General features: G+C 61.1%; 16 protein-coding genes, 1 tRNA gene and 1 riboswitch. Of the genes, 6 read left to right on the top strand and 11 right to left on the bottom strand.

Annotated features, from left to right (window positions below; all coding sequences use genetic code 11):
• Positions 1-35: 35 nt before the first annotated feature.
• Positions 36-1,337, top strand: a complete 1,302-nt coding sequence (locus tag SIC17_RS11845) for a pentapeptide repeat-containing protein (RefSeq protein WP_412545481.1) — start codon at positions 36-38, stop codon at positions 1,335-1,337.
• Positions 1,338-1,407: 70 nt separating this feature from the next.
• Here SIC17_RS11845 and SIC17_RS11840 read toward each other — a convergent pair whose 3' ends face one another.
• Positions 1,408-1,881, bottom strand: a complete 474-nt coding sequence (locus SIC17_RS11840) for an Hsp20 family protein (protein ID WP_291892087.1) — start codon at positions 1,879-1,881, stop codon at positions 1,408-1,410.
• 240 nt (positions 1,882-2,121) lie between these two features.
• On the opposite strand from SIC17_RS11840, the gene SIC17_RS11835 reads away from it, so the two are divergent.
• Positions 2,122-3,033 carry a class I SAM-dependent methyltransferase gene (locus tag SIC17_RS11835; RefSeq protein WP_412545480.1) on the top strand — a complete coding sequence of 304 codons (912 nt, stop codon included), beginning with the start codon at positions 2,122-2,124 and terminating at the stop codon, positions 3,031-3,033.
• Between the two features lie 5 nt (positions 3,034-3,038).
• On the opposite strand, the gene hisN is transcribed toward SIC17_RS11835, so the two are convergent.
• The 3 genes from hisN to SIC17_RS11820 all read right to left on the bottom strand — a co-directional run bounded on the left by hisN (position 3,039) and on the right by SIC17_RS11820 (position 5,281).
• The gene (hisN, locus tag SIC17_RS11830) at positions 3,039-3,830 is read right to left on the bottom strand and encodes a histidinol-phosphatase (protein WP_291892081.1); all 792 of its coding nucleotides are present in this window, start codon (positions 3,828-3,830) and stop codon (positions 3,039-3,041) included.
• A gap of 73 nt (positions 3,831-3,903) precedes the next feature.
• The gene (locus SIC17_RS11825; protein ID WP_291892078.1) at positions 3,904-4,293 is read right to left on the bottom strand and encodes a helix-turn-helix domain-containing protein; all 390 of its coding nucleotides are present in this window, start codon (positions 4,291-4,293) and stop codon (positions 3,904-3,906) included.
• 121 nt (positions 4,294-4,414) lie between these two features.
• A complete protein-coding gene (locus SIC17_RS11820; RefSeq protein WP_412545479.1) occupies positions 4,415-5,281 on the bottom strand; it encodes an N-formylglutamate amidohydrolase in 867 nt (288 codons plus the stop codon).
• 148 nt (positions 5,282-5,429) lie between these two features.
• Here SIC17_RS11820 and cpdR point away from each other — a divergent pair, with 148 nt between their 5' ends.
• The gene (gene cpdR, locus SIC17_RS11815; RefSeq protein ID WP_291892076.1) at positions 5,430-5,795 is read left to right on the top strand and encodes a cell cycle two-component system response regulator CpdR; all 366 of its coding nucleotides are present in this window, start codon (positions 5,430-5,432) and stop codon (positions 5,793-5,795) included.
• Between the two features lie 135 nt (positions 5,796-5,930).
• Here the strand turns inward: cpdR and SIC17_RS11810 are convergent, their stop codons facing one another.
• On the bottom strand, positions 5,931-9,137 hold the full coding sequence (locus SIC17_RS11810; protein ID WP_412545478.1) for a TonB-dependent receptor domain-containing protein: 3,207 nt from the start codon (positions 9,135-9,137) through the stop codon (positions 5,931-5,933).
• A 303-nt stretch (positions 9,138-9,440) separates the two neighbouring features.
• Here SIC17_RS11810 and SIC17_RS11805 point away from each other — a divergent pair.
• Together SIC17_RS11805 and SIC17_RS11800 are read left to right on the top strand one after the other, a co-directional pair.
• Positions 9,441-9,515: transfer RNA gene (locus tag SIC17_RS11805), tRNA-Val, on the top strand.
• A gap of 92 nt (positions 9,516-9,607) precedes the next feature.
• Entirely contained in the window at positions 9,608-10,687 is a 1,080-nt protein-coding gene (locus tag SIC17_RS11800) for an Mrp/NBP35 family ATP-binding protein (protein ID WP_291892071.1), read from the top strand.
• Here SIC17_RS11800 and SIC17_RS11795 read toward each other — a convergent pair.
• The 5 genes from SIC17_RS11795 to SIC17_RS11775 form a co-directional block, all read right to left on the bottom strand.
• Complete coding sequence (locus SIC17_RS11795) at positions 10,684-11,445, bottom strand: ABC transporter ATP-binding protein (RefSeq protein ID WP_291892068.1); 762 nt, start codon at positions 11,443-11,445, stop codon at positions 10,684-10,686. The two genes, SIC17_RS11800 and SIC17_RS11795, sit on opposite strands and share 4 nt — an antisense overlap.
• Positions 11,442-12,428, bottom strand: a complete 987-nt coding sequence (locus SIC17_RS11790; protein WP_412545477.1) for a FecCD family ABC transporter permease — start codon at positions 12,426-12,428, stop codon at positions 11,442-11,444. The genes SIC17_RS11795 and SIC17_RS11790 overlap by 4 nt, the downstream gene beginning before the upstream one ends.
• Positions 12,425-13,294, bottom strand: a complete 870-nt coding sequence (locus SIC17_RS11785) for an ABC transporter substrate-binding protein (RefSeq protein WP_412545476.1) — start codon at positions 13,292-13,294, stop codon at positions 12,425-12,427. The genes SIC17_RS11790 and SIC17_RS11785 overlap by 4 nt, the downstream gene beginning before the upstream one ends.
• Positions 13,230-15,110: a TonB-dependent receptor plug domain-containing protein gene (locus tag SIC17_RS11780; RefSeq protein ID WP_291892060.1), complete on the bottom strand. Its 1,881-nt coding sequence runs from the start codon at positions 15,108-15,110 to the stop codon at positions 13,230-13,232. Before SIC17_RS11780 ends, SIC17_RS11785 begins: the two co-directional genes overlap by 65 nt.
• A 99-nt stretch (positions 15,111-15,209) precedes the next feature.
• A riboswitch (cobalamin riboswitch) is annotated at positions 15,210-15,424 on the bottom strand.
• Positions 15,423-16,346, bottom strand: a complete 924-nt coding sequence (locus SIC17_RS11775) for a WecB/TagA/CpsF family glycosyltransferase (RefSeq protein WP_291892057.1) — start codon at positions 16,344-16,346, stop codon at positions 15,423-15,425. Its footprint overlaps the riboswitch before it by 2 nt.
• A gap of 140 nt (positions 16,347-16,486) precedes the next feature.
• Here SIC17_RS11775 and SIC17_RS11770 point away from each other — a divergent pair, with 140 nt between their 5' ends.
• Positions 16,487-16,714, top strand: coding sequence for a hypothetical protein (locus tag SIC17_RS11770; RefSeq protein ID WP_291892055.1), 228 nt, complete (start codon positions 16,487-16,489; stop codon positions 16,712-16,714).
• 6 nt (positions 16,715-16,720) lie between these two features.
• Here the strand turns inward: SIC17_RS11770 and mnmD are convergent, their stop codons facing one another.
• Complete coding sequence (mnmD, locus tag SIC17_RS11765) at positions 16,721-18,409, bottom strand: tRNA (5-methylaminomethyl-2-thiouridine)(34)-methyltransferase MnmD (RefSeq protein WP_412545475.1); 1,689 nt, start codon at positions 18,407-18,409, stop codon at positions 16,721-16,723.
• Between the last annotated feature and the right edge of the window lies 1 nt (position 18,410).

Below are 18,410 nucleotides of genomic sequence, written 5' to 3'. Positions count from 1 at the left end.
CGACTTACGTTTCTCGTCAGGAATCTTCGTGCTTAATGGCCGACCGCAAGATTGAACATACGCGCCTCGACCAGATGACTGTGGACGCCATGTGCGAACGCCATGAGCGCCTGTGGTCCGGTCGTGCCGGCGGTGCCCGTGCGAGTTTTGCCTACACGATTGTTGAAGGCCTCGACCTGTCCGGACGCGATCTTTCCGATGCCGATTTTTCCGGTGCCGTCTTGCGCAAAGCGAACCTGTCCGGCTGCACGCTGAACAGTGCGAATTTCTTTGCGGCCGACCTGCGCCAGGCGAGCCTCGAGGGCGCATCCCTGCGCCGGGCCGATCTGCGAGGCGCGATCATGCGAGGCGCGAACCTGACGGGCGCCGACCTGACCGAGGCCGATATGCGTGAGGGCGCAATCGCCGAGATCGACAAGGAAAAAGGCCTCGCCATCCTGAAGCACAAGACTCAGGAAAATGATGCGGGCAAGGCGAACTTCACGGGCGCCAATCTCTCGCGGTCTAAAATGGCCGGCATCGCGGCCCAGACTGCTGATTTCACAGATGCCATGCTGCTGGGTGCGCGGATGATCCGCGCCAATCTGCGCGGCTCGTCATTCCAGGGCGCCAACCTGGAAGGCGCGGACCTGTCCGGCGCGGACCTGACAGATACGGATTTCAAGGACAGTGTCATGATCGGTGTGAAAACCGTCATGGCCAAGACGTCCGGCATGAATACCGAAGGTGCACTGACAAGCGAACCGGTGGGCATTGATCCGAGCGATATGGATCAGCCGATCGCCCAGCAGATTGCTGATCACGTCAAATGGTGCGAAACCGATGGCCGGGAAGGCAAGCCTTCCCTCTTTGACGGTACAGACCTGCGCGGCCTGAATGCGCTGGCCGGAAAGACACTGACCGCTTTCCACGCGCGCGGCGCGACGCTCTACGGCCTGGACCTGGAAGGTGCCCAGCTTCAGGGCGCGCGACTGGAACGCGCCGACCTGCGCATGGTTTGCCTGCGCGGCGCAGATCTGCGCGGTGCCGATCTGACGGGTGCCAATCTGAACAATGCGGACCTGCGGGATTGTCGTTTCGGACCGCTTCTGCTCGAGAATAACCGGGTTCTTCCCGCCTCTCTCGCCGGCACAAAGGCGCGCTATGTCGACCTTCGCGGTGCCGATTTGCGCCAGGCCAAGGCAACCGGTGCAGACTTCTCCTATTCCCACCTGGACGGTGCCAATGTGACGGATGCGCGTTTCAGCGGCTCCTGTTTTACGGGCACCACCGTCAGCGAAACCTTCCTGCAGGACGTGGCGGAAGTAGACGGTGCGGTTGATCTGGATGCCGCCTAACGAAAACGGCAGACCTCTCGGCCTGCCGCGTGTTCGTGTCTAAAGGGGTCTTCTCTCACGCGACTGGGGGTCAGGCCGCTTCGGTTTTCCCACCTTTGATCAGCTTGGCCTTGGGTGCCGAACCGGTATCGATCGCGATACTGCGCGGCTTGGCCGATTCCGGGATCTCGCGAACGAGCTGGACAGAGAGCATGCCGTTGCGCAGTTCCGCTCCGGACACGATAACGTGATCGGCCAGATGGAAGCGGCGCTCGAAAGCGCGCTCGGCAATCCCGCGATGCAGGAAGCGGCGCGTATCGGCTTCGTCTTTTTCGGCAATTCGACCGGTCACGGTCAGGACATTGCCCTGGACCTCCACCGTCAGATCATCGTCGGAGAAACCGGCAACGGCGAGTTCGATGAGATACTCATCCTCGGCGACGTGCTGGATGTTGTAGGGCGGATAGCCTTGTGACTCGACCTTGGTGGCAGAGTCCATCAGATCGGCAAGGCGATCAAATCCAACGATGGAACGATAGAGCGGGCTGAAATCTACTGTACGCATTTTCCTCATCCTCAATTGAGCGATAAGACCATCCGACGAACCATTCGCCGGATTTCAGTCGACCTGCCCATCGGCCCTCGGGCGGATTGTGGCGCAGGTCTCGGGCCCCGTTTCGGCGACCCGTGACAAACACATGGGTAGCCCAAAATCCGGTCGCAACCCCCGCCCCCGAAAAAACTTGTTTGCCTTGCCGCCAGCCTCCGACTACCTATTCCGCATCTGATCTACAGGAGTGTCTTGATGTCCCGATTCCACCTTGTTGTGCCAAGCTTGCTGGCCCTGTCTCTCGCAGCTTGCGGATCCCCATCCGAAGAGGCGGAAACCGCCACAATCCAGGACACGGCCCAGACCACGGAAAACGGTGTCGAGATCGTCGCGGACGCCCTGCCGACCGACCTTGCCAGCGCTGTCGCAGCCGAATGGCGCGGCGAGCGTTCCGAGCGGGACATCTGGCGCAATCCAGCGGCAACGCTGGAAGCCCTGGGCGTTGACCCGAGCGGCACGGTGATGGAAATCTGGCCGGGCGGCGGCTGGTATGCCGATATCCTGATGCCGTGGATCAATGGCAATGGCGGCACCTATGTCGCCGCGCATTTCCCGGTTGAGGGGTCCAGCGAGAACCGCGTTCGCTCCCGCGAGCGTTTCATCGAACGCTATTCCAACGCGGACCGTTATGGCGAGTATGTGCTGGCCGATTTCGACAACAATACCGGCGCCATCGTCGAGCCGGGCAGCGTTGACACGATCCTGACTTTCCGCAACGTCCACAACTTCATGATGGGCAATTACGCCGAGAAGGCGTTCGACGACTTCTATGCCGCGCTACGTGAAGGCGGCACGCTGGGTGTCGTTGATCACCGCCTGCCCTCCACGCGTGAACAGGACCCGCAGGCCAGCACCGGTTATGTTCAGCAGGACTATGTCATCGCCCTCGCCGTGGAAGCCGGTTTCGAACTGGTCTCCGCCTCCGAGGTCAATGCCAACCCGGCGGACACGGCAGATCACCCGTTCGGCGTCTGGACTCTGGCCCCGACGCGCCGTTCAGCTCCTCGCGGCCAGGAAGCCGCGGCCGACTTTGACCGTGCCGGTTATGATGCGATTGGTGAAAGTGATCGCATGACACTGCTCTTCCGCAAGCCGGTCAGCGAATAACCCGGCTAGCGGGTGGCGACATGTTTCAGGAAGCCCAGCGCGACCTCGTGCAGTTCAGGGCTTCCTGCCGCCACCACCTGGCCACCACCGGCCGCTGATCCGCCCGACCAATTGGTGATGACACCGCCTGCTCCGCGAATGACCGGGATCAGGGCCTGGACGTCATAGGGCTGCAAACCGGACTCGATCACCAGATCCAACCCACCACCGGCCAGCATCGCATAACCATAGGCGTCAAATCCGAAACGATGCAGCTTGCAGCGGCGACGGATCATGTCGAACACAGCCTTCTCGTCACTGTTGAAGAGATAGGGGTCGGTCGTCGCCAGCATGGCGTGTTTCAGCTTGGCGACCGGGCTGGTGGCAAGCGCCCGGGACTGGCCGGCTCGCTGCAGCTCTGTTCCGTCTGCCGTGCCAATAAAGCGTTCATCGATATAAGGTTGGTCGATCACACCGAGCTGCGGCTCGCCATCAACCGACAACCCAATCAGAACTGTCCAGGTCGGGAAACCGGCGATGAAGGCGCGTGTGCCATCGATCGGGTCAATGACCCATTCACGACCATTGCCGCTGGCCTGGGAACCGTATTCCTCGCCGAGAATCGCGTCGTCGGGCGCCATCTGTGACAACACCTCGCGGATCGCCCGTTCGGACGCCTTGTCCGCCGCCGTGACGGGATCAAAGCCCTCGTCGAGCTTGTTCTCGATTTGCAGGGACGTCCGGAAATAGGGTTCGATGGCCTTGCGTGCCGCATCAGCAGCAGCCGCAATCGTGGCGCGGTCTTGATCAGTAATCATGAAGAAGCGCCTAGCATGGGCTTACGCCGCACGCCAGACGCATCTTGTCCCCCGAAACTTCATGACGTGACCCTCAGGCCGCGTCGTTTGCAGCTTCGTCCGGCTCAAGCGACTTGGCGAGCTCGAGCAGGCGTTTGCGCGGACGTTCGCCGAGCCGGTAATAGGCACGGATAAGGTCTACGGTTTCCTTCTGCGAGAGCACATCGGCCGCCAGGCTATCGCCTTCATTGGCCGCCTGATCGCGTTGCGACAGGCCCTCATAGAAGTATTGCACCGGAACATCGAGCGCTTCGGCAAGCTCAAAGAGACGGCTCGCGCTGACGCGGTTGGCGCCGCACTCATACTTCTGGATTTGCTGGAACCGGATCCCTACGGATTCGGCAAGTTGCTGCTGCGTAAGTCCCAGCAAACGGCGCCGACGGCGCAGTCTTTTACCTACATGCAGATCAATATCATTCGTCATAACTACTCGCGGCCTCGTCTTCGCGTATCAAATTGCGCCGCAATGGGACGCACACCTCACAGGGGAGCAAAGCGCGTGCCGGGCGAAGACACTGCCTAGTGTTCGCCTGAAATGGGCATGATTATGACGTTTGTAGAGAAGCCGTCAGCGGTTCGCGTATCGCGCTGATTAATTGACATAATTCCCCGCGGAGGCGATCCAGCCCCGCGGTGGGTTGAACCCTGTTTTCGTCCAGATAGAGGCTACGATTCACCTCGATCTGGATCGCATGCACGCCCGATTCGGGACGCCCATAGGACGCTGTGGTGTGGCCGCCGGCATAGGGAGTGTTTCTAACCGTTACAAATCCCTGCTCCCGGAATCGGGCTTCGATGAGATCGCTGACCCGCGGATCACAGGACTGGCCGAAACGGTCGCCCAGCACGATATCCGCACCACGCGCGCTCTGATGGGGCATGGAGTGGACGTCGAGCAGGACCGCAGCCCCGAACCTAGTCCGTGTTTCGTCAACCAGGGCGGTCAGGGCATCATGATAGGGCCAGTAACAACGCTTAAGCCGTCGTTCGGCCTCTGCAAATTTCAAACGCCGGCCATAAAGCGGCCGGCCATCTGCACTGATACGTGGAATGACGCCGAGGCCGGAAGCTGTGCGGCGACTGTCCCGAATCAGCTCCGCCCGCACGCGATCACTGTACATTCCCGGATCCAGCTCCCCCGCCGCCCGGTTCACATCCACAAAGACACGTGGGAAATTCGCGGCGACCGTCGGGATGCCCAGTTCCGGAATGCCCTCGATCAGCTGATCAACATAGGCATCCTCTGAGCGTCGCAACACGCCAAGTTCGTGGTGGGTCAGATTTTCAAATTCCCCCCGATAGTTGCGCCCGGAATGCGGGGAACTGGCCACTATGGGATAAGCCTGCCCGCCCGCCGGCCGCACCACGCTTACAGGACCCGGGTCGATATCAGCATTTGCCGTCGGCGCCATTGCGAGCGATGATGAGGGAGTCGCGTTCATGCGCGGAGAGTGATCGGCTGCAGTGTTTCGGTCAAGAGATGCAGCCCGTTCAGCAGGTTTTTACTTTAGGCATGTATGGTGCCACCAATCCGTGATTTGACAAGGGTGGGACAAAACCATGGCCAAGATCCTTCTAGCCGAAGATGATGACTCCATGCGGGACTTCCTCGCCAAGGCACTCAAGCGTGCCGGGCATGAGGTGAAAGTCTGTTCGGATGGGGAAGAAGGACTGGATGCGATCGGTAAAAATCCGGCGCAATATGATCTTCTGCTTACAGATATCGTCATGCCTGGCGTTGATGGCATCGAACTGGCGCGTCGCGCGACCGAGGTCGATCCAGCCCTCAAGATCATGTTTATCACAGGTTTTGCCGCCGTGGCCCTCAATCCCGGTTCCGGTGCGCCAACCAATGCCAAAGTCCTCTCCAAGCCCTTCCACCTGCGCGAGCTTGTTGATGAAGTGGCCCGTGTCATGGCTGCCTGATCAGCTCAGGGATAACCAACAAAAAGCCCCGCGGTGATACCGCGGGGCTTTTTGTTGCGCCCGATTCCCCAATCTACGCGCAAAGAAAAAGGGGCGAGCAAAGCTCGCCCCTTTCCAATTTGGTTTCAACCAGTCTTAGAACTGCTTGATGACGTTCGCGAAGAACGTACGGCCGTTCATGGAGTAACCCAGACCGAACGGCGTACCCGTACCACCATCGCCAGCGATGGCGGGGTCACGGACGACGACTTCGTCGAAGACGTTCTGAACACCCATGCGCAGGACCCAGGAACCTGTCGTCCAAGTACCGGTCAGGTCATGCAGCTCAACAGCCGGCAGATCGATGTACTCGGTACAACCGCTCGTGTCCGCGTTCGGATCGCGAGCAAGAAGCGTCGGTACACAAACGTTACCACCACCGAACGGATCGTTTCCGTTGAAGGTTGCTTCGCTGTAGCGGAAGCGGTGGAGGATACGGAAGTCACGCCAGCCGAGCTGGGTCGTGAAGTTGATCTGGTGCTCCGGGAAGCCGAACTCGCCGAGGTTCACGTCGAAGGATCCGTCACCGGAGATATCTTCGTCGTTCTCGAACGAGGTCGTGCCACGGTACGTCATGGACATGTTGATCGGATCACCGCCCGGCGCGAAGAACTCGCCGATTTCCGGAAGATCCGTCAGATCCATGCTGAACGTCATGTTCAGGTCGATACCGCGAGAGGTGATCGCACCCAGGTTGAACGAGGCTTCGTTCACACCCGTCAGGAGGCCCGTGACCGGATCACGAGACTGGAACTGACACAGGTCACCGTTGATCTGGCCAACGCCAACCGCCTGAGCGTTCGGGTCGTTGAAACAGGTGCTGAGGATCAGGCCCGTGGTCAGCTGACCAATGGAGTCTTCCACCAGGTACTCGAAGTAGTTGACAGATGCATTGAAGTTGAAACTGTCGAACCACGGCTGCTGGAAGGTGATCTTCGCGAACATGGCCTCGGAGGTCTCCGGACCAACATCGGTGGAACCACCGTTGGAGGTCAGAACCGAGAAGTTCTGGAAGGAAGCACCGACTTCACCGATACCGAAGAGGCCGAGGGCAGCAGCGCCATCAACATCATTCGGGCCGGACGGCAGGGATACGCCGATTGCGTCACACAGATCGATGATAGACTGCTGACGCTCGTCCCGAGACTGATCATAGATAATCAGGCCTGTGTTCGGGTCCGTCTGCAGGGTTTGGGTGGACGGCAGACACGGGTCAGCACGGCTCAGGGACGCAAATGCGATACCCGTACCGAACTGCTCACCGGTATCCGGAGCGCGATAGGACGTACCGAAACCAGCTGCAAAGCTCAGCCAGTCAACCGGAGCCCACTCACCCTTGACCTGGTAAGTCCAAGCGTTACCGAAGAACTCCTCGTCCGTGTAACGAGCAGCAATGTCGAGCTGCAGGTTCTCGGCGAAAGCGTGACCTTCGAGCAGCGGGAAGCTGGCCTCGAAGAAGCCTTCCCACAGACGACGCTGACCGGTGGAACCAACATCCGTGTTCAGGCTGTTGAACGCATTCGGTTCAGCCGTCAGGGATGCGTTCTGGGTCTCGATGACGTCAGTGCGGTGCTCGAAACCGATAACCGCAGCAGCCGTACCGCCGGTCGGGATGTCGAAGAGATCACCCGTGGCGATGGCAGAATAGGTCAGCTGGTCAACCAGGGTGTTCTGCATAGCAGTACCCAGGATGAAGTCGTTGCTGGCCTGGTCATTGAAGCGGCCCGTCAGGATAAATGCCGGATCGAAGAAGTTCACTTCCGGACAAATCGTCGGCGGCGTGGTGAAGCTGCCATTCGGACGTGTCGGCTGTGCAATGGTCTCGTCGAGAGCACAGACAAACAGACCGTTATTGTCGAACGAACCATTCAGGATACGCGCCGTGTTGTTCGCACGCAGGTCACCGTAGTTGCGCTGCGTACCGCGCGAACGGTGCATCATGAAGCTGGTGTCGTAGGTCCAGTTGGACAGCGGACCCAGATCATCCATGAACGGCAGATCGCCGCGAACACCGAATACACCACGAGCAACCGTCAGGTTCTGATCGATTTCCTGGCGGATGAAGTGAACCAGAAGCGTGTCGCCGAGGCCCGGGTTGCCGGGGGTGTCAGCGGTGACTTCCAGAACGCCCTGGTTATAACCAACCGTCTCGATGTTGCGCTCAGAGTAGTTGAACTCGAAGTACAGGTTCGGGTTGGAGTAACCGTCCAGATCGTATTCACCCGTAGCGTACAGGCTGAAACGGGTCTGGTCCGGAACCAGCGTAGCGAACTGATCCTGCGGGTGGGAACGCGCATACGGATCGTTGGTTGCACCGAAGAAACCAGCGGAGTCGTACGGCGGCAGGTTGTAGTTAGCCCAGCCCGGGATACCGATGTTCGTGGTACCATCAAGGGTCGGGAACGTACCTCCGGTCGGTCCGAAGATCGCGAAACCAGCCAGGAAGTTGGAACAACCACGGAAGATTTCGCCCGTGTTCGTGTCGATCTCCAATTCCGGGTCACAGTAAATGCCCAGCTCGTCAGCGCCGTTGATGGAACGACGGTCGAAGCGGGTTACAGAGTCCTGGATGTTGTATTCAAAACCAACATTGACGAAACCACGGTCAGCATCGACACCGAAGGCACCAGAGACAACGCTCTGACGGCCATGGCCGATTTCCGGCGTGGAGTGCGTGACGTTCAGCTCGAAGCCGTCAACATCATCACGCAGGATGTAGTTGATAACACCGGCGATGGCGTCAGAACCGTATACGGAAGACGCACCGTCAAGCAGAACCTCAACGCGGCTGATCATGGAACCCGGGATCAGGGAGATGTCCGGGTTAGCCGGAGCACCACCAACACCGATCGGGCCATAACGACGGCCATTGATCATGACCAGGTTACGAGAACGACCCGTGATGGAAGAACCCAGACCACGCAGGGACGGCGTCACAGAACCAAAGGTCGTGAAAGCCTGTTCCGGCTGGATAACCGTGGAAACGGCCAGGTCGGTCTGCTGACCCTGAACAACCGTCAGCTGGTTGAGAACGTCATCAGCATCGATCAGGCCGAGGTCGCGGGAAACTTCACCCGAGAGAACCTGAACCGGAGAGATGGTGGTGAATTCGGAGCGCGCGATGCGCGAGCCTGTTACGACGATGCGATCTTCTACTTCGCTATCTTCGTCTTCTTCTTCCTCGGCGTCAGGTGTTTGCTGAACGTCTTGTGCGAAGACAGGCTGGGCGCCCATCGTCAACGCAGCGACACCTGCAAGGATAGTCGAACGCAGAAGGCGCTCTTTATCTGCAAAAATTGTCACGATCTTACCCCTTATGACTTTTAGAAGCCTGAGCGTCCGTTTTGCCCCCGGAACACTCAGCTTGTGACAGAGTCTCCCCTGCACATTGGCAGAAGATAGCCGAAAGCCTTCCCCTGCAAGCCCTTAGTCAGCAAAATCGGGTCGTTCGTTGCATTGCGCGCTCCGGGTGTTGCAATAATGTCATCAAACATTACAGCCGCGGCCGCCAGCGTGCCGAGCCTACTGCAAACAATCCGACAAGCTGCAGATCAACACCTTGCCTCGCCCGAAAAGGAAGGCTAAACACCCGGCTCCCAAACGGATGGGCGATTAGCTCAGCGGGAGAGCACTTCGTTGACATCGAAGGGGTCACTGGTTCAATCCCAGTATCGCCCACCATCCACTTCCTCCAGGTCACCGGCTAAAGCAGCAACAGGACTTCTGTCTGCGCCCAAAAGTGCCTATGTCTCTCGCGCCAATGGAGAGATGACATGGACGCACGCCTCAAAGCCGCCCTGGAAACCGTGATCGAACGCCAGTCCGGTCGGAATATCCTCGATGCCAAGCGTGTCGACAGCGCAGCCATTGCCGGTGACACGGCGACCGTCATCCTGACCCCGCCGGTAGCCGGCGATCCCGATCTGGATCGCCTGCGTGAAGAGATCGAACCTGCGGTAACCGGGATTGAGGGCGTTGATCGCGTTCGCACCGTCATGACGGCCCACAAGTCCGAGGCAAAACCCGCTCCGAAACAGCGCCAACCGAAACAGGCGGCACCGGCCAGCAAACCGGCGCGTCATGTCATCGCCGTTGCGTCCGGCAAGGGCGGGGTGGGCAAGTCCACCGTCGCAGCCAATCTCGCTGCCGCGCTGGCCAAGTCCGGCATGAAGGTCGGCCTCCTGGATGCCGATATCTACGGCCCGTCAGCACCGCGCCTGTTCGGACTGAATGACGTTCCGGGCCTGCGCAAGACCGACGCAGGCGTCCAGCCGATTACTGCGCATGGTGTCGCCATCATCTCCATGGGTTTTGTCGTCAAACCGGGCGCCCCGGTTGTCTGGCGCGGCCCCATGGTCCAGGGCGCCATTCGCCAGTTCATGACCGATACCGACTGGGGTGGGCTGGACGTGTTGATCCTCGACATGCCGCCGGGCACTGGCGACGCGCAGCTGGCCATCGCCCAGGACCTGCCAGTGGATGGTGCTGTCATTGTCTCCACGCCCCAGGACCTGGCGCTGGATGATGCCCGAAAGGCAATCGGCCTGTTTGAGCAGACCCACGTTCCAGTCCTTGGGGTGGTGGAGAACATGTCCATCTTCATCTGTCCGCATTGTGGTGAGGGCAGCCACATCTTCGGCTCAGGCGGTGCCAAGGCGGAAGCGGAGAAGATCGGTGCGCAATTCCTCGGCGAAATTCCGCTGCATCCGGACCTGCGGACGCGCTCCGACGCCGGCCAGCCGATCGCTCTGGATGACGGCCCGATCGCCACGGCATTTCTGAAGACGGCACAGGCCGCTCTTGCCGCTGCTGACGAGGCCTCCAAACCCCTGCCGGAAATCGTTTTCGATTAATCGATAAGGCGGGCAGCGCTGGGTTTCAGACCGCCATCCACGGCAATACCGAATACATCTGCGAGCAGTTCTGCGGTCAGGGCCTCATGGGCACTGCCCTGCGCCCGTACCCGCCCCTCATCCATCACCACGACATGGTCGGCATAACGTACGGCCAGATCCAGCGCATGGATCGCCATGACGACGATCGCCCCCTGGCGAGCAGAGGCGCGGACAATCTCCATCACCCGCAATTGATGCCGCGGGTCCAGTGCTGCAATGGGTTCATCGAGCAGGATCAGATCCGCCCCGGTCGCAAGCACACGAGCCAGATGGACACGGGCACGCTCACCCGATGACAGAGAATCAACCCGACGGCCGGTCAGATGCGTGATATCCGCCGCTTCCATCGCGCTTGTGATCGCAGCCTCATCCTCGGTGCTCATCCGGCGTAGCGGTTGCAGGAAGGGGGCACGCCCCAGCGCCACAAGACGCTCGACTTCCAGCGACCAGGCCACTGACGTGTCAGCGGCCAGATAGGCGATGCGCCGCGCGCGGCCCCGGTCTGCCAGCGCAGTGATCGCTTGACCATCCAGCAGTGCCTGTCCCTGCGACGGAGCCAGCAACCCGCCTGCACAGCGAAGCAGGGTCGACTTGCCCGCGCCATTGGGACCGACCAGCGCCACGACCTGGCCGGCACCAGCCGAAAGACTGGCCTCGTGCAGAACCGGCGCACCGTCGTATTGGGCGCATAGACCAGAAAGTTCGAGCTGGCTCATGGCGCTCTTCCCTGTGTTGATCGGACCAGCCAGACAAAGAAGGGCGCTCCAAGCAGGGCCGTCAGAACTCCCAGATAAAGCGGGATACCCGGCCCGGACAGGAGGCGCGTGCCGACATCCGCAAGGCTGAGAAGGGCTGCCCCTCCCAGCGCTGACGGCAGCAGTAGGGCCGCTGGACGCGAGGCCACGAAGGGACGCAGGAGATGGGGCACGACAAGTCCGATAAAGCCGATCGCACCGGCAACAGCGACACCGCCTCCGACAGCCAGCGCACTGCCCAAAACAATCGCCAGCCTCAGCCAGGGCAGGTTGACGCCGAGGCTGCGGGCCGTCTCTTCGCCCAAACTCAGTGGATCGAGATCATTGCGCACCAGGACAAGCAGGGTCGTGCCGGCCAGGATCAGCGGCGCGGCAAAACGCACCTCATTCCAGTTGGCATCAGCCAGTGACCCCATCAGCCAGTAGGCGATCTCGGCCAGCGCCCAGGGATTGGGGCTGAGATTCATCAACAATGCCGTCATGGAAGAGGCGACTGCACTGACAGCGACGCCGGATAGTATGAGTGTCGTGGAACTGGCCCTGCGGCCCGCCAGCAAAAGCAGGAACCCGACACCGACCAACCCGCCCAGGGTCGCCGCCATGGGTATCATCAGCAGGGAAATACCGGCCAGGCCGAAATAGAGCGCGATGACCGCGCCCAGGCCTGATGAAGCAGAGACACCGACAATGCCCGGATCGGCCAGCGGATTGCGGAAGAAGCCTTGCAGCGCAGCGCCGCTGGCGCCCAGCCCCGCCCCAACCAGGGCACCCAGAATGGCGCGTGGAAAACGAAGCTCGGCCAGGATTCTAGTGCCCAGGCTTTCCTCACCTCGAAGCAGATCGCCAAAGGCACCCAACAACAATCCATCCCGGCTGACGAGAAGATTGGCCAATACGGCCAGAATGACGAGACCGACAAGAGCAATCAGATGACGCGATTTCATTGCAGCACCGCCATCTCGTCCAGCGCATCGGCGATCGCCTCTGCCGCATGGATCAGACGCGGGCCGGCACAGGGCCAGTCGCCACTGGGAATTTCGATACGCGTGCCGGCCTCGAGCAGGTCATCATAGGCGGCATGATAGCGCGCCCGGTTGAGACGACCGTGATAACCGTCCGCAAAAAAGCTGGTGACCACCAGATCCGCCGCCAGCCCCAGCACCAGTTCCGGGTCGGATCGGGTCCAGCTCCGCCCGCCGCGTTCGGTCATCAGATTGATCCCGCCTGCAGCCGTAATGGCTGCATCAACATATGTGCCGACACCGGCTGAACCTCCGGATGATGAGAGGTAGAAAACGCGCGTCTCATCCCGCCGTTGCGCGGACCGCGCTTCCAGCTCGGCCAGACGGGTGTCCAGCGTGGCGATCTGCTCATCCGCTTGTGCGACAAGGTCCGCGGCCTCGCCTAGCAGGGAGATATTTGCGCGCACCGTGGCGAAATCCTCGCCCCATTGAAGCTGGACGACATCGATACCGGCCGCGGCGAGCAAGGGCGCGAGCCCGGCCCCCTCCCCCGGTCCGAATACGACCAACGCCGGATCGAGATGATAGAGACGTTCTGCATCCGCCCAGGCCTGAGGATAGCCGCGCGCCCAGTCCGGTGCGGCAGAAACCGGCTGGTCGACCTGCCAGGACAGCGCCTGGATCTCGCCCGGACCGAACAGGGCGAGCACATAGGCGTCCGCACACAGGGAAGCGGAAACGACGCCGTGCGCAGACGGCGTCGCTCCGTGATCCTGGGCCGGGCTAGCCGTGATTGAAACGAACGCCAATGAAAGCGCCGCGACCACGTGTGTGATAGCCGAAGACATCCTGGTATTCCTCATCCAGCAGGTTCTCCCCGCGCACATACAGGCTGAAATTCTCACCTATCCGTCGGCTGATCTGGCCGGAGACAAGTGTGTAGGCGTCCAGCGTGACCGGCGTGAATGTGCCGAAATCCGTATCCCCCTGCTCGCCAGTGTAATCGAGGCTTGCCGACGCAGACCAGTCACTCGCGGCCGGCGCCCAGCTGAAGGTCACAGAGGCCAGCTCCTCCGGCCTGCGGATTTCCGCTCCGGCCGGGTCCTCGCTGCTGAGAAAACTCGCCGAGGCGAAGACCGAGACTGCGTCACTGACCTGGTACTCGCCCTCCAGCTCAAGGCCTTCGCGGGTCGAGGTGCCGTCGGCATTGAGCGCCGTAGCCGGGAAAACGCCAAAATCAGTGTAGATCTCGTTTTCCAGTTCCGAGCTGAACCAGACGGCAGACCAGCGGGCCTGACCATCGAGCAGCTGCTGTTCCCAGCCAATCTCCCAGCCCTGCGAGGTTTCCGGCTGCAGGGACGGATTGCCGACAAAGAAGGCCGGGAAGAAACCGAACAATTCAAACACGCCGGGATTCTTGACCGCCTCACCGATGCTTGCCCGGATGCGCGCATCGAGGTGCTGGAGTTCGAATGCTGTTCCCACACGCCAGGTCGTGGCGTCCTCGAAACGGTCATTCTGCTCGTGGCGCGCGGACAGGCTGAGATCGAAAGCAGCCACGGACAGACCGTAATCAAAGGCAAACGCCGTTGTCTCCAGTTCGCGCGACTGATTGGCGCCATTGCCCGGGCCCGCGAAATTCTCGGTCTCGTCGACCTGGTGCTCGAGCAGTCCGGTCAGGCGATTGCTGAAAGAGCCGGCGGACCAGAGCGCAGTCGCCTGATAGCTCAGCTCGCGACGACTGCCTTCAGAGACGCCCGTTCGGGCACCGGCCAGCAGGCTTTCCGCCTCGTCGGAAGTGAATTGATAGGTCAGGCGGTGGTCCAGCTTGTAGCCGTCCAGCTCCTGTTCGCCAGCAAGGCCAAGACGCCCGAACAATTGCTCGCCGTGGCGCTCATTCTCAGTGTTTTCCAGACGCCCGTCATAATCGGTGTCAGCATCGGAATCTGTCTCATAGCTGATCCAGCGCACAGAGGCGTCGAGCGTCCAGTCGGCTGCCAGATCATACTCGCCGCCAAAATAGCCATTGGTATTGATATAGCCTTCGGTCTCACCGTCGAGGCCGGAGACATCAATACCGTCCGTGCGGTAGTGGCCGAGCCCCGCGCGCAGGCGCAGACCATCACCGCCATAACGCACACCCGCATTGGCACGGGCCGTGCCGAAACTGCCAAGCTCGGTGCTCAGATTCCACGAACGTCCATCATCGGGCCGCCGGGTCGTCAGCGCGATCACGCCACCAATGGCATCAGCCCCCCACAGGGCTGACTGTTCACCGCGCGCCACTTCGATGCTGCCCAGGTCGTCAAACAGGAAGTTGGCGAAATCAGCCTCGCCGGTGAAGGGGCTGGCCGCTTCAACGCCGTCGATCAGGACAAGAACATGGTTCGCTTCCGAACCCCGCGCACGGATCTGGGTCAACTGTCCGACGGGGCCGGACCGCGACACGGCCAGGCTGGGCACAGCGCGCAGGATATCGGCCACGAAGAGCGGACCGCGCGCTTCCAGATCGGCCGAATCCAGCTGGGTCACCGAAGTGGTGCTGTCCTGGGCCAGAACCGGCACACGCGCTGCCGTGACCAAGATGACATCATCCTGAGCGAAAGCCGGAGCGGACAGGGAAAACAGGGCTGTTGAAGCCAACAGCGAGGAAAACAATCGCATACTACGTCTCCATAGCGATCAGGCCGGCACAATGGCCGGCGGTTGCAAGGAGTCGTCAAAACGGAGTTACCGCGTCTACCTCGTGAACTCCCGCACGAGCGGACAGACGACGGTGACGGCAGGTCTTCCGGCTCACGGGTCAGGGCGATGAACGCGCCTTCCCGGACCTGAGGGTCCAGTGGCATGATGCGCCATCACTCGCCGATTACGGCTGCGGGTACAGCGCCGGACTTGCTGCTTCCGGATCAGATCCGAACCTCGCGCACCGGCTTCCCTGTTAGTCCCTCGCGGGAACCATCACGGCGGCGGAAGCTAGTCGGAACCGGGCTGGGGTTCAACCGGGTTGTCACGCCCCAGAGCCGCGAGCTGGTCCTCCAGCGAGCGGATACGCTGGTGCAGAGCGCGTTCGCGCTGTTTTTCCGGCGAGGACAGGAGGGTCTCCAGTTGCCGGAGATCATTCTGGGTCCGCTGCCAACGCCGCCACAAAAGAAGGACTTTTGGACCATCCACCAGGTAGCGACGCCACATCCGCTTGGGCTCAAGCAACAGTCGATGAAGCCATTCCAGGCGCGCCGACTGCATCCATTTGGGCGCACGCTCCGCCTTGCCGCCCAGGAAATCCAGCGAGGCACCAACACACAGACCCAGACCAGTGCAATCACCCCGGTCGAGACAGGCTTCCGCGACCAGTTCTTGTTGCGGGGAACCGACGCAAAGGAAGATGAAACGGGCCGGGTTCTCGGCGACAAATTTGGCACATTCAGCGATCGCTTCCGGCTTATTGCGGAGCCCCATCGGGGGCTCGTGCCAGCGCAGGTTTGTCAGCCCGTAACGCTCGCGTACGGCCTCGATTACATCGCTGGAACAGCCAACAACATTGATCGCGTCATCCGGGTCAATTTCATTTTCGAACAGGTGCTGGGTCAGGTCCGAACCCGGCGTGACCTCGATTTTCTCTCCCGAGGCACGGCCAAGCAGCTCTAGCACGCGACTATCGCAGACCGTCAGCCAGGCTTGGGCATAAAGCCGAGCAAGCACCGTATCGGTCTCGAGGCGCACCAGGTGATCGACATTGGGGGTCACGACATAGGCAAACGGCTGCTGCGCCGGGCGTTCAGCCACACGACGCACGGCGATATCCATACCGATCTTGTCAAAGGCTGAATTGAGGAACCAGATGTGCCGCGCACCTTTGCGGCGTTCCATTCCGGTACCATCAGCAAGCATATCCACCATTCTGGCGCGTCCCGTTTCGTGTCAATTCACCGTCCTAGACGCGTTAACTGCAAAACTCCTGCCGCTTTTTTCGGGTCGGCCTGCATCCAAACCGCCCCCTGGCGGCATCTTACGGGCACAAGGGGGAAAGGAGCGGTCAGATGGTGGTGAAATCTATTGTGGTAGCGAGCGTCCTGGCGACGCTTTCCGCGGTGCCGGTTGCGGTTCCCGCATTGACGGGCACGTCCGTGAACCTCGCACTCGGCCCATTTGAAGCGACTTTCAACCGACATCTCGAGATCGATTTCGGTGTGCGTGGCGAATGTATCACACGCGATTGCAGCTTCATGGAACTGGCGTTCGGTGACGGGTTCAGGCTCGTCTTGTAGCGCGGTTCAGGACTGGCGACGGGCGCGTCGCTCTTGGAAACGCGACGGTTTGAACGCCTCGACACCGATGGATTCGAGGGCCCAGGGCTCACCGCAGATCTGCGAGGCGAGCTGTTCGGCCAGAAGGGGCGCATGCGCGAAGCCGCGGCTTCCAAGACCGGACAGGACGAACTCGTTTTCACCGACCTCCCCGACAACAGGCAGGCGATCCGGCGTCGACGCGCGGCATCCGGACCAGGACGAACTCGCCCGCGACGAAACCGTCGCCGCCAGTTCCGGCCTCACCGCTTCGAGCGACGCGTGAAACCCGGTCAGTTCGGCCTCGTCGTCGCCGGCGTCCCAGCCCTTCACATGTGTTGCCCCCAGCACGACCTGGTCCGCCGATACCGGCACCAGGTATCCGCCCCAACTCAGGGGTTGATGGTGCGCGTTGCTTGAAAACACACCGACCCGGCCAGCACTGGGCGTAATATCGCCATCCAGGGTGAAGCCGGGGCCTGTCGCATGGATGGTGATTTCGCCGGGCTCCGCCTGCCCGGCCCCAGCGACCTCGATCTTGTCCAAGAGGGAATGGACCAGGCTTCGCGGCTGAAACCAGCCCGAGCTTGCCATCTCCAGCGCACCGTCAGCCCAGCGGTAGCCTTCCCCCATGAGCTCGGCGAGTTCGGGGAAACGCGTGGCGTCCTTGTCATTTCCGGGCAGGCGCGTAACGCCGGTAGCGTTGAAGCCTTCCATCGGCGCATAAAGCCGGCGGGCAAAATCGAAGGCAGCCAAGGTGGCACGCACATGTGGCCGGTCCGCCTTTTCCAGACGCGGGGTTAGCAGACCCGCCGGCGCCGAAGAGGCACCCACACCAAGTCCACCCGGATCAATCACGCGAACAGCACAGCCCCGCATCGAAAATGCCCGCGCCAGCGATGCACCGGCAATGCCGGCGCCACGAATGCAGATCGCCGGGCGCACCGGCTCGGCGGCCCTCGCCTCGCCTGCATAACTCGCCTGCAGACGTTCGCGCTTTCGTCCGAAACCGGGTTGTTTGGACACTTCAAAGCCCGCCGCAGCAAGGCCTCTGCGCACTGCACCGGCGACGGTGAACGTGCCGACCATCGCGCCAGGACGGGACAGGCGGCCGAGCTGATCGAAAACCGGCTGTGACCACATGGCCCCGTTTTTTGCCGGCGCGAAACCGTCGAGGAACCAGCAATCCATCTGCGCCCGCATCTGCGCCAAGGCCGTTTCAGCCTCGTCATGAAACACCGTCATAGTGAAACGATCCTCCGGGAAGACCAGGCGATGCGGGCCTTTCAAGCGGGAGGGCCATTGTTTTAGAAGACGCCCTGTGAGGTCCGCCAGTTGTGGCCAGTCCGCAAAGGCGCGTTCAGCCTGTTCAAGGCTCAGCGGATGTTTTTCGACACTGAGGAAATGCAACCAGCCATCGCGATTGCCATGCTCGCGCCAGAGCTGCCAGAGGGCCAGCGCATTGAGCCCGGTTCCGAACCCCAGCTCGCCTACAACAAAGACCGGTCGGTCTGCCCATGCGTCCGGTAAATTACAGGCCTTGAGGAAAACCTCGCGGGTTTCTTCCAGACCATCCTCGACCGAGAAATAGACATCGCCATATTCGCTCGCGCGCGGGCCACCGGGCTGGGACCAGTCCAGCCTTGCCGGTTCACACAGGAGCTGCCCCGCCGACATG

The organism is Maricaulis sp. MIT060901, from assembly GCF_047123815.1.
Classification (GTDB): domain Bacteria; phylum Pseudomonadota; class Alphaproteobacteria; order Caulobacterales; family Maricaulaceae; genus Maricaulis.
This window is presented reverse-complemented; position numbering and strand designations above follow the sequence as displayed.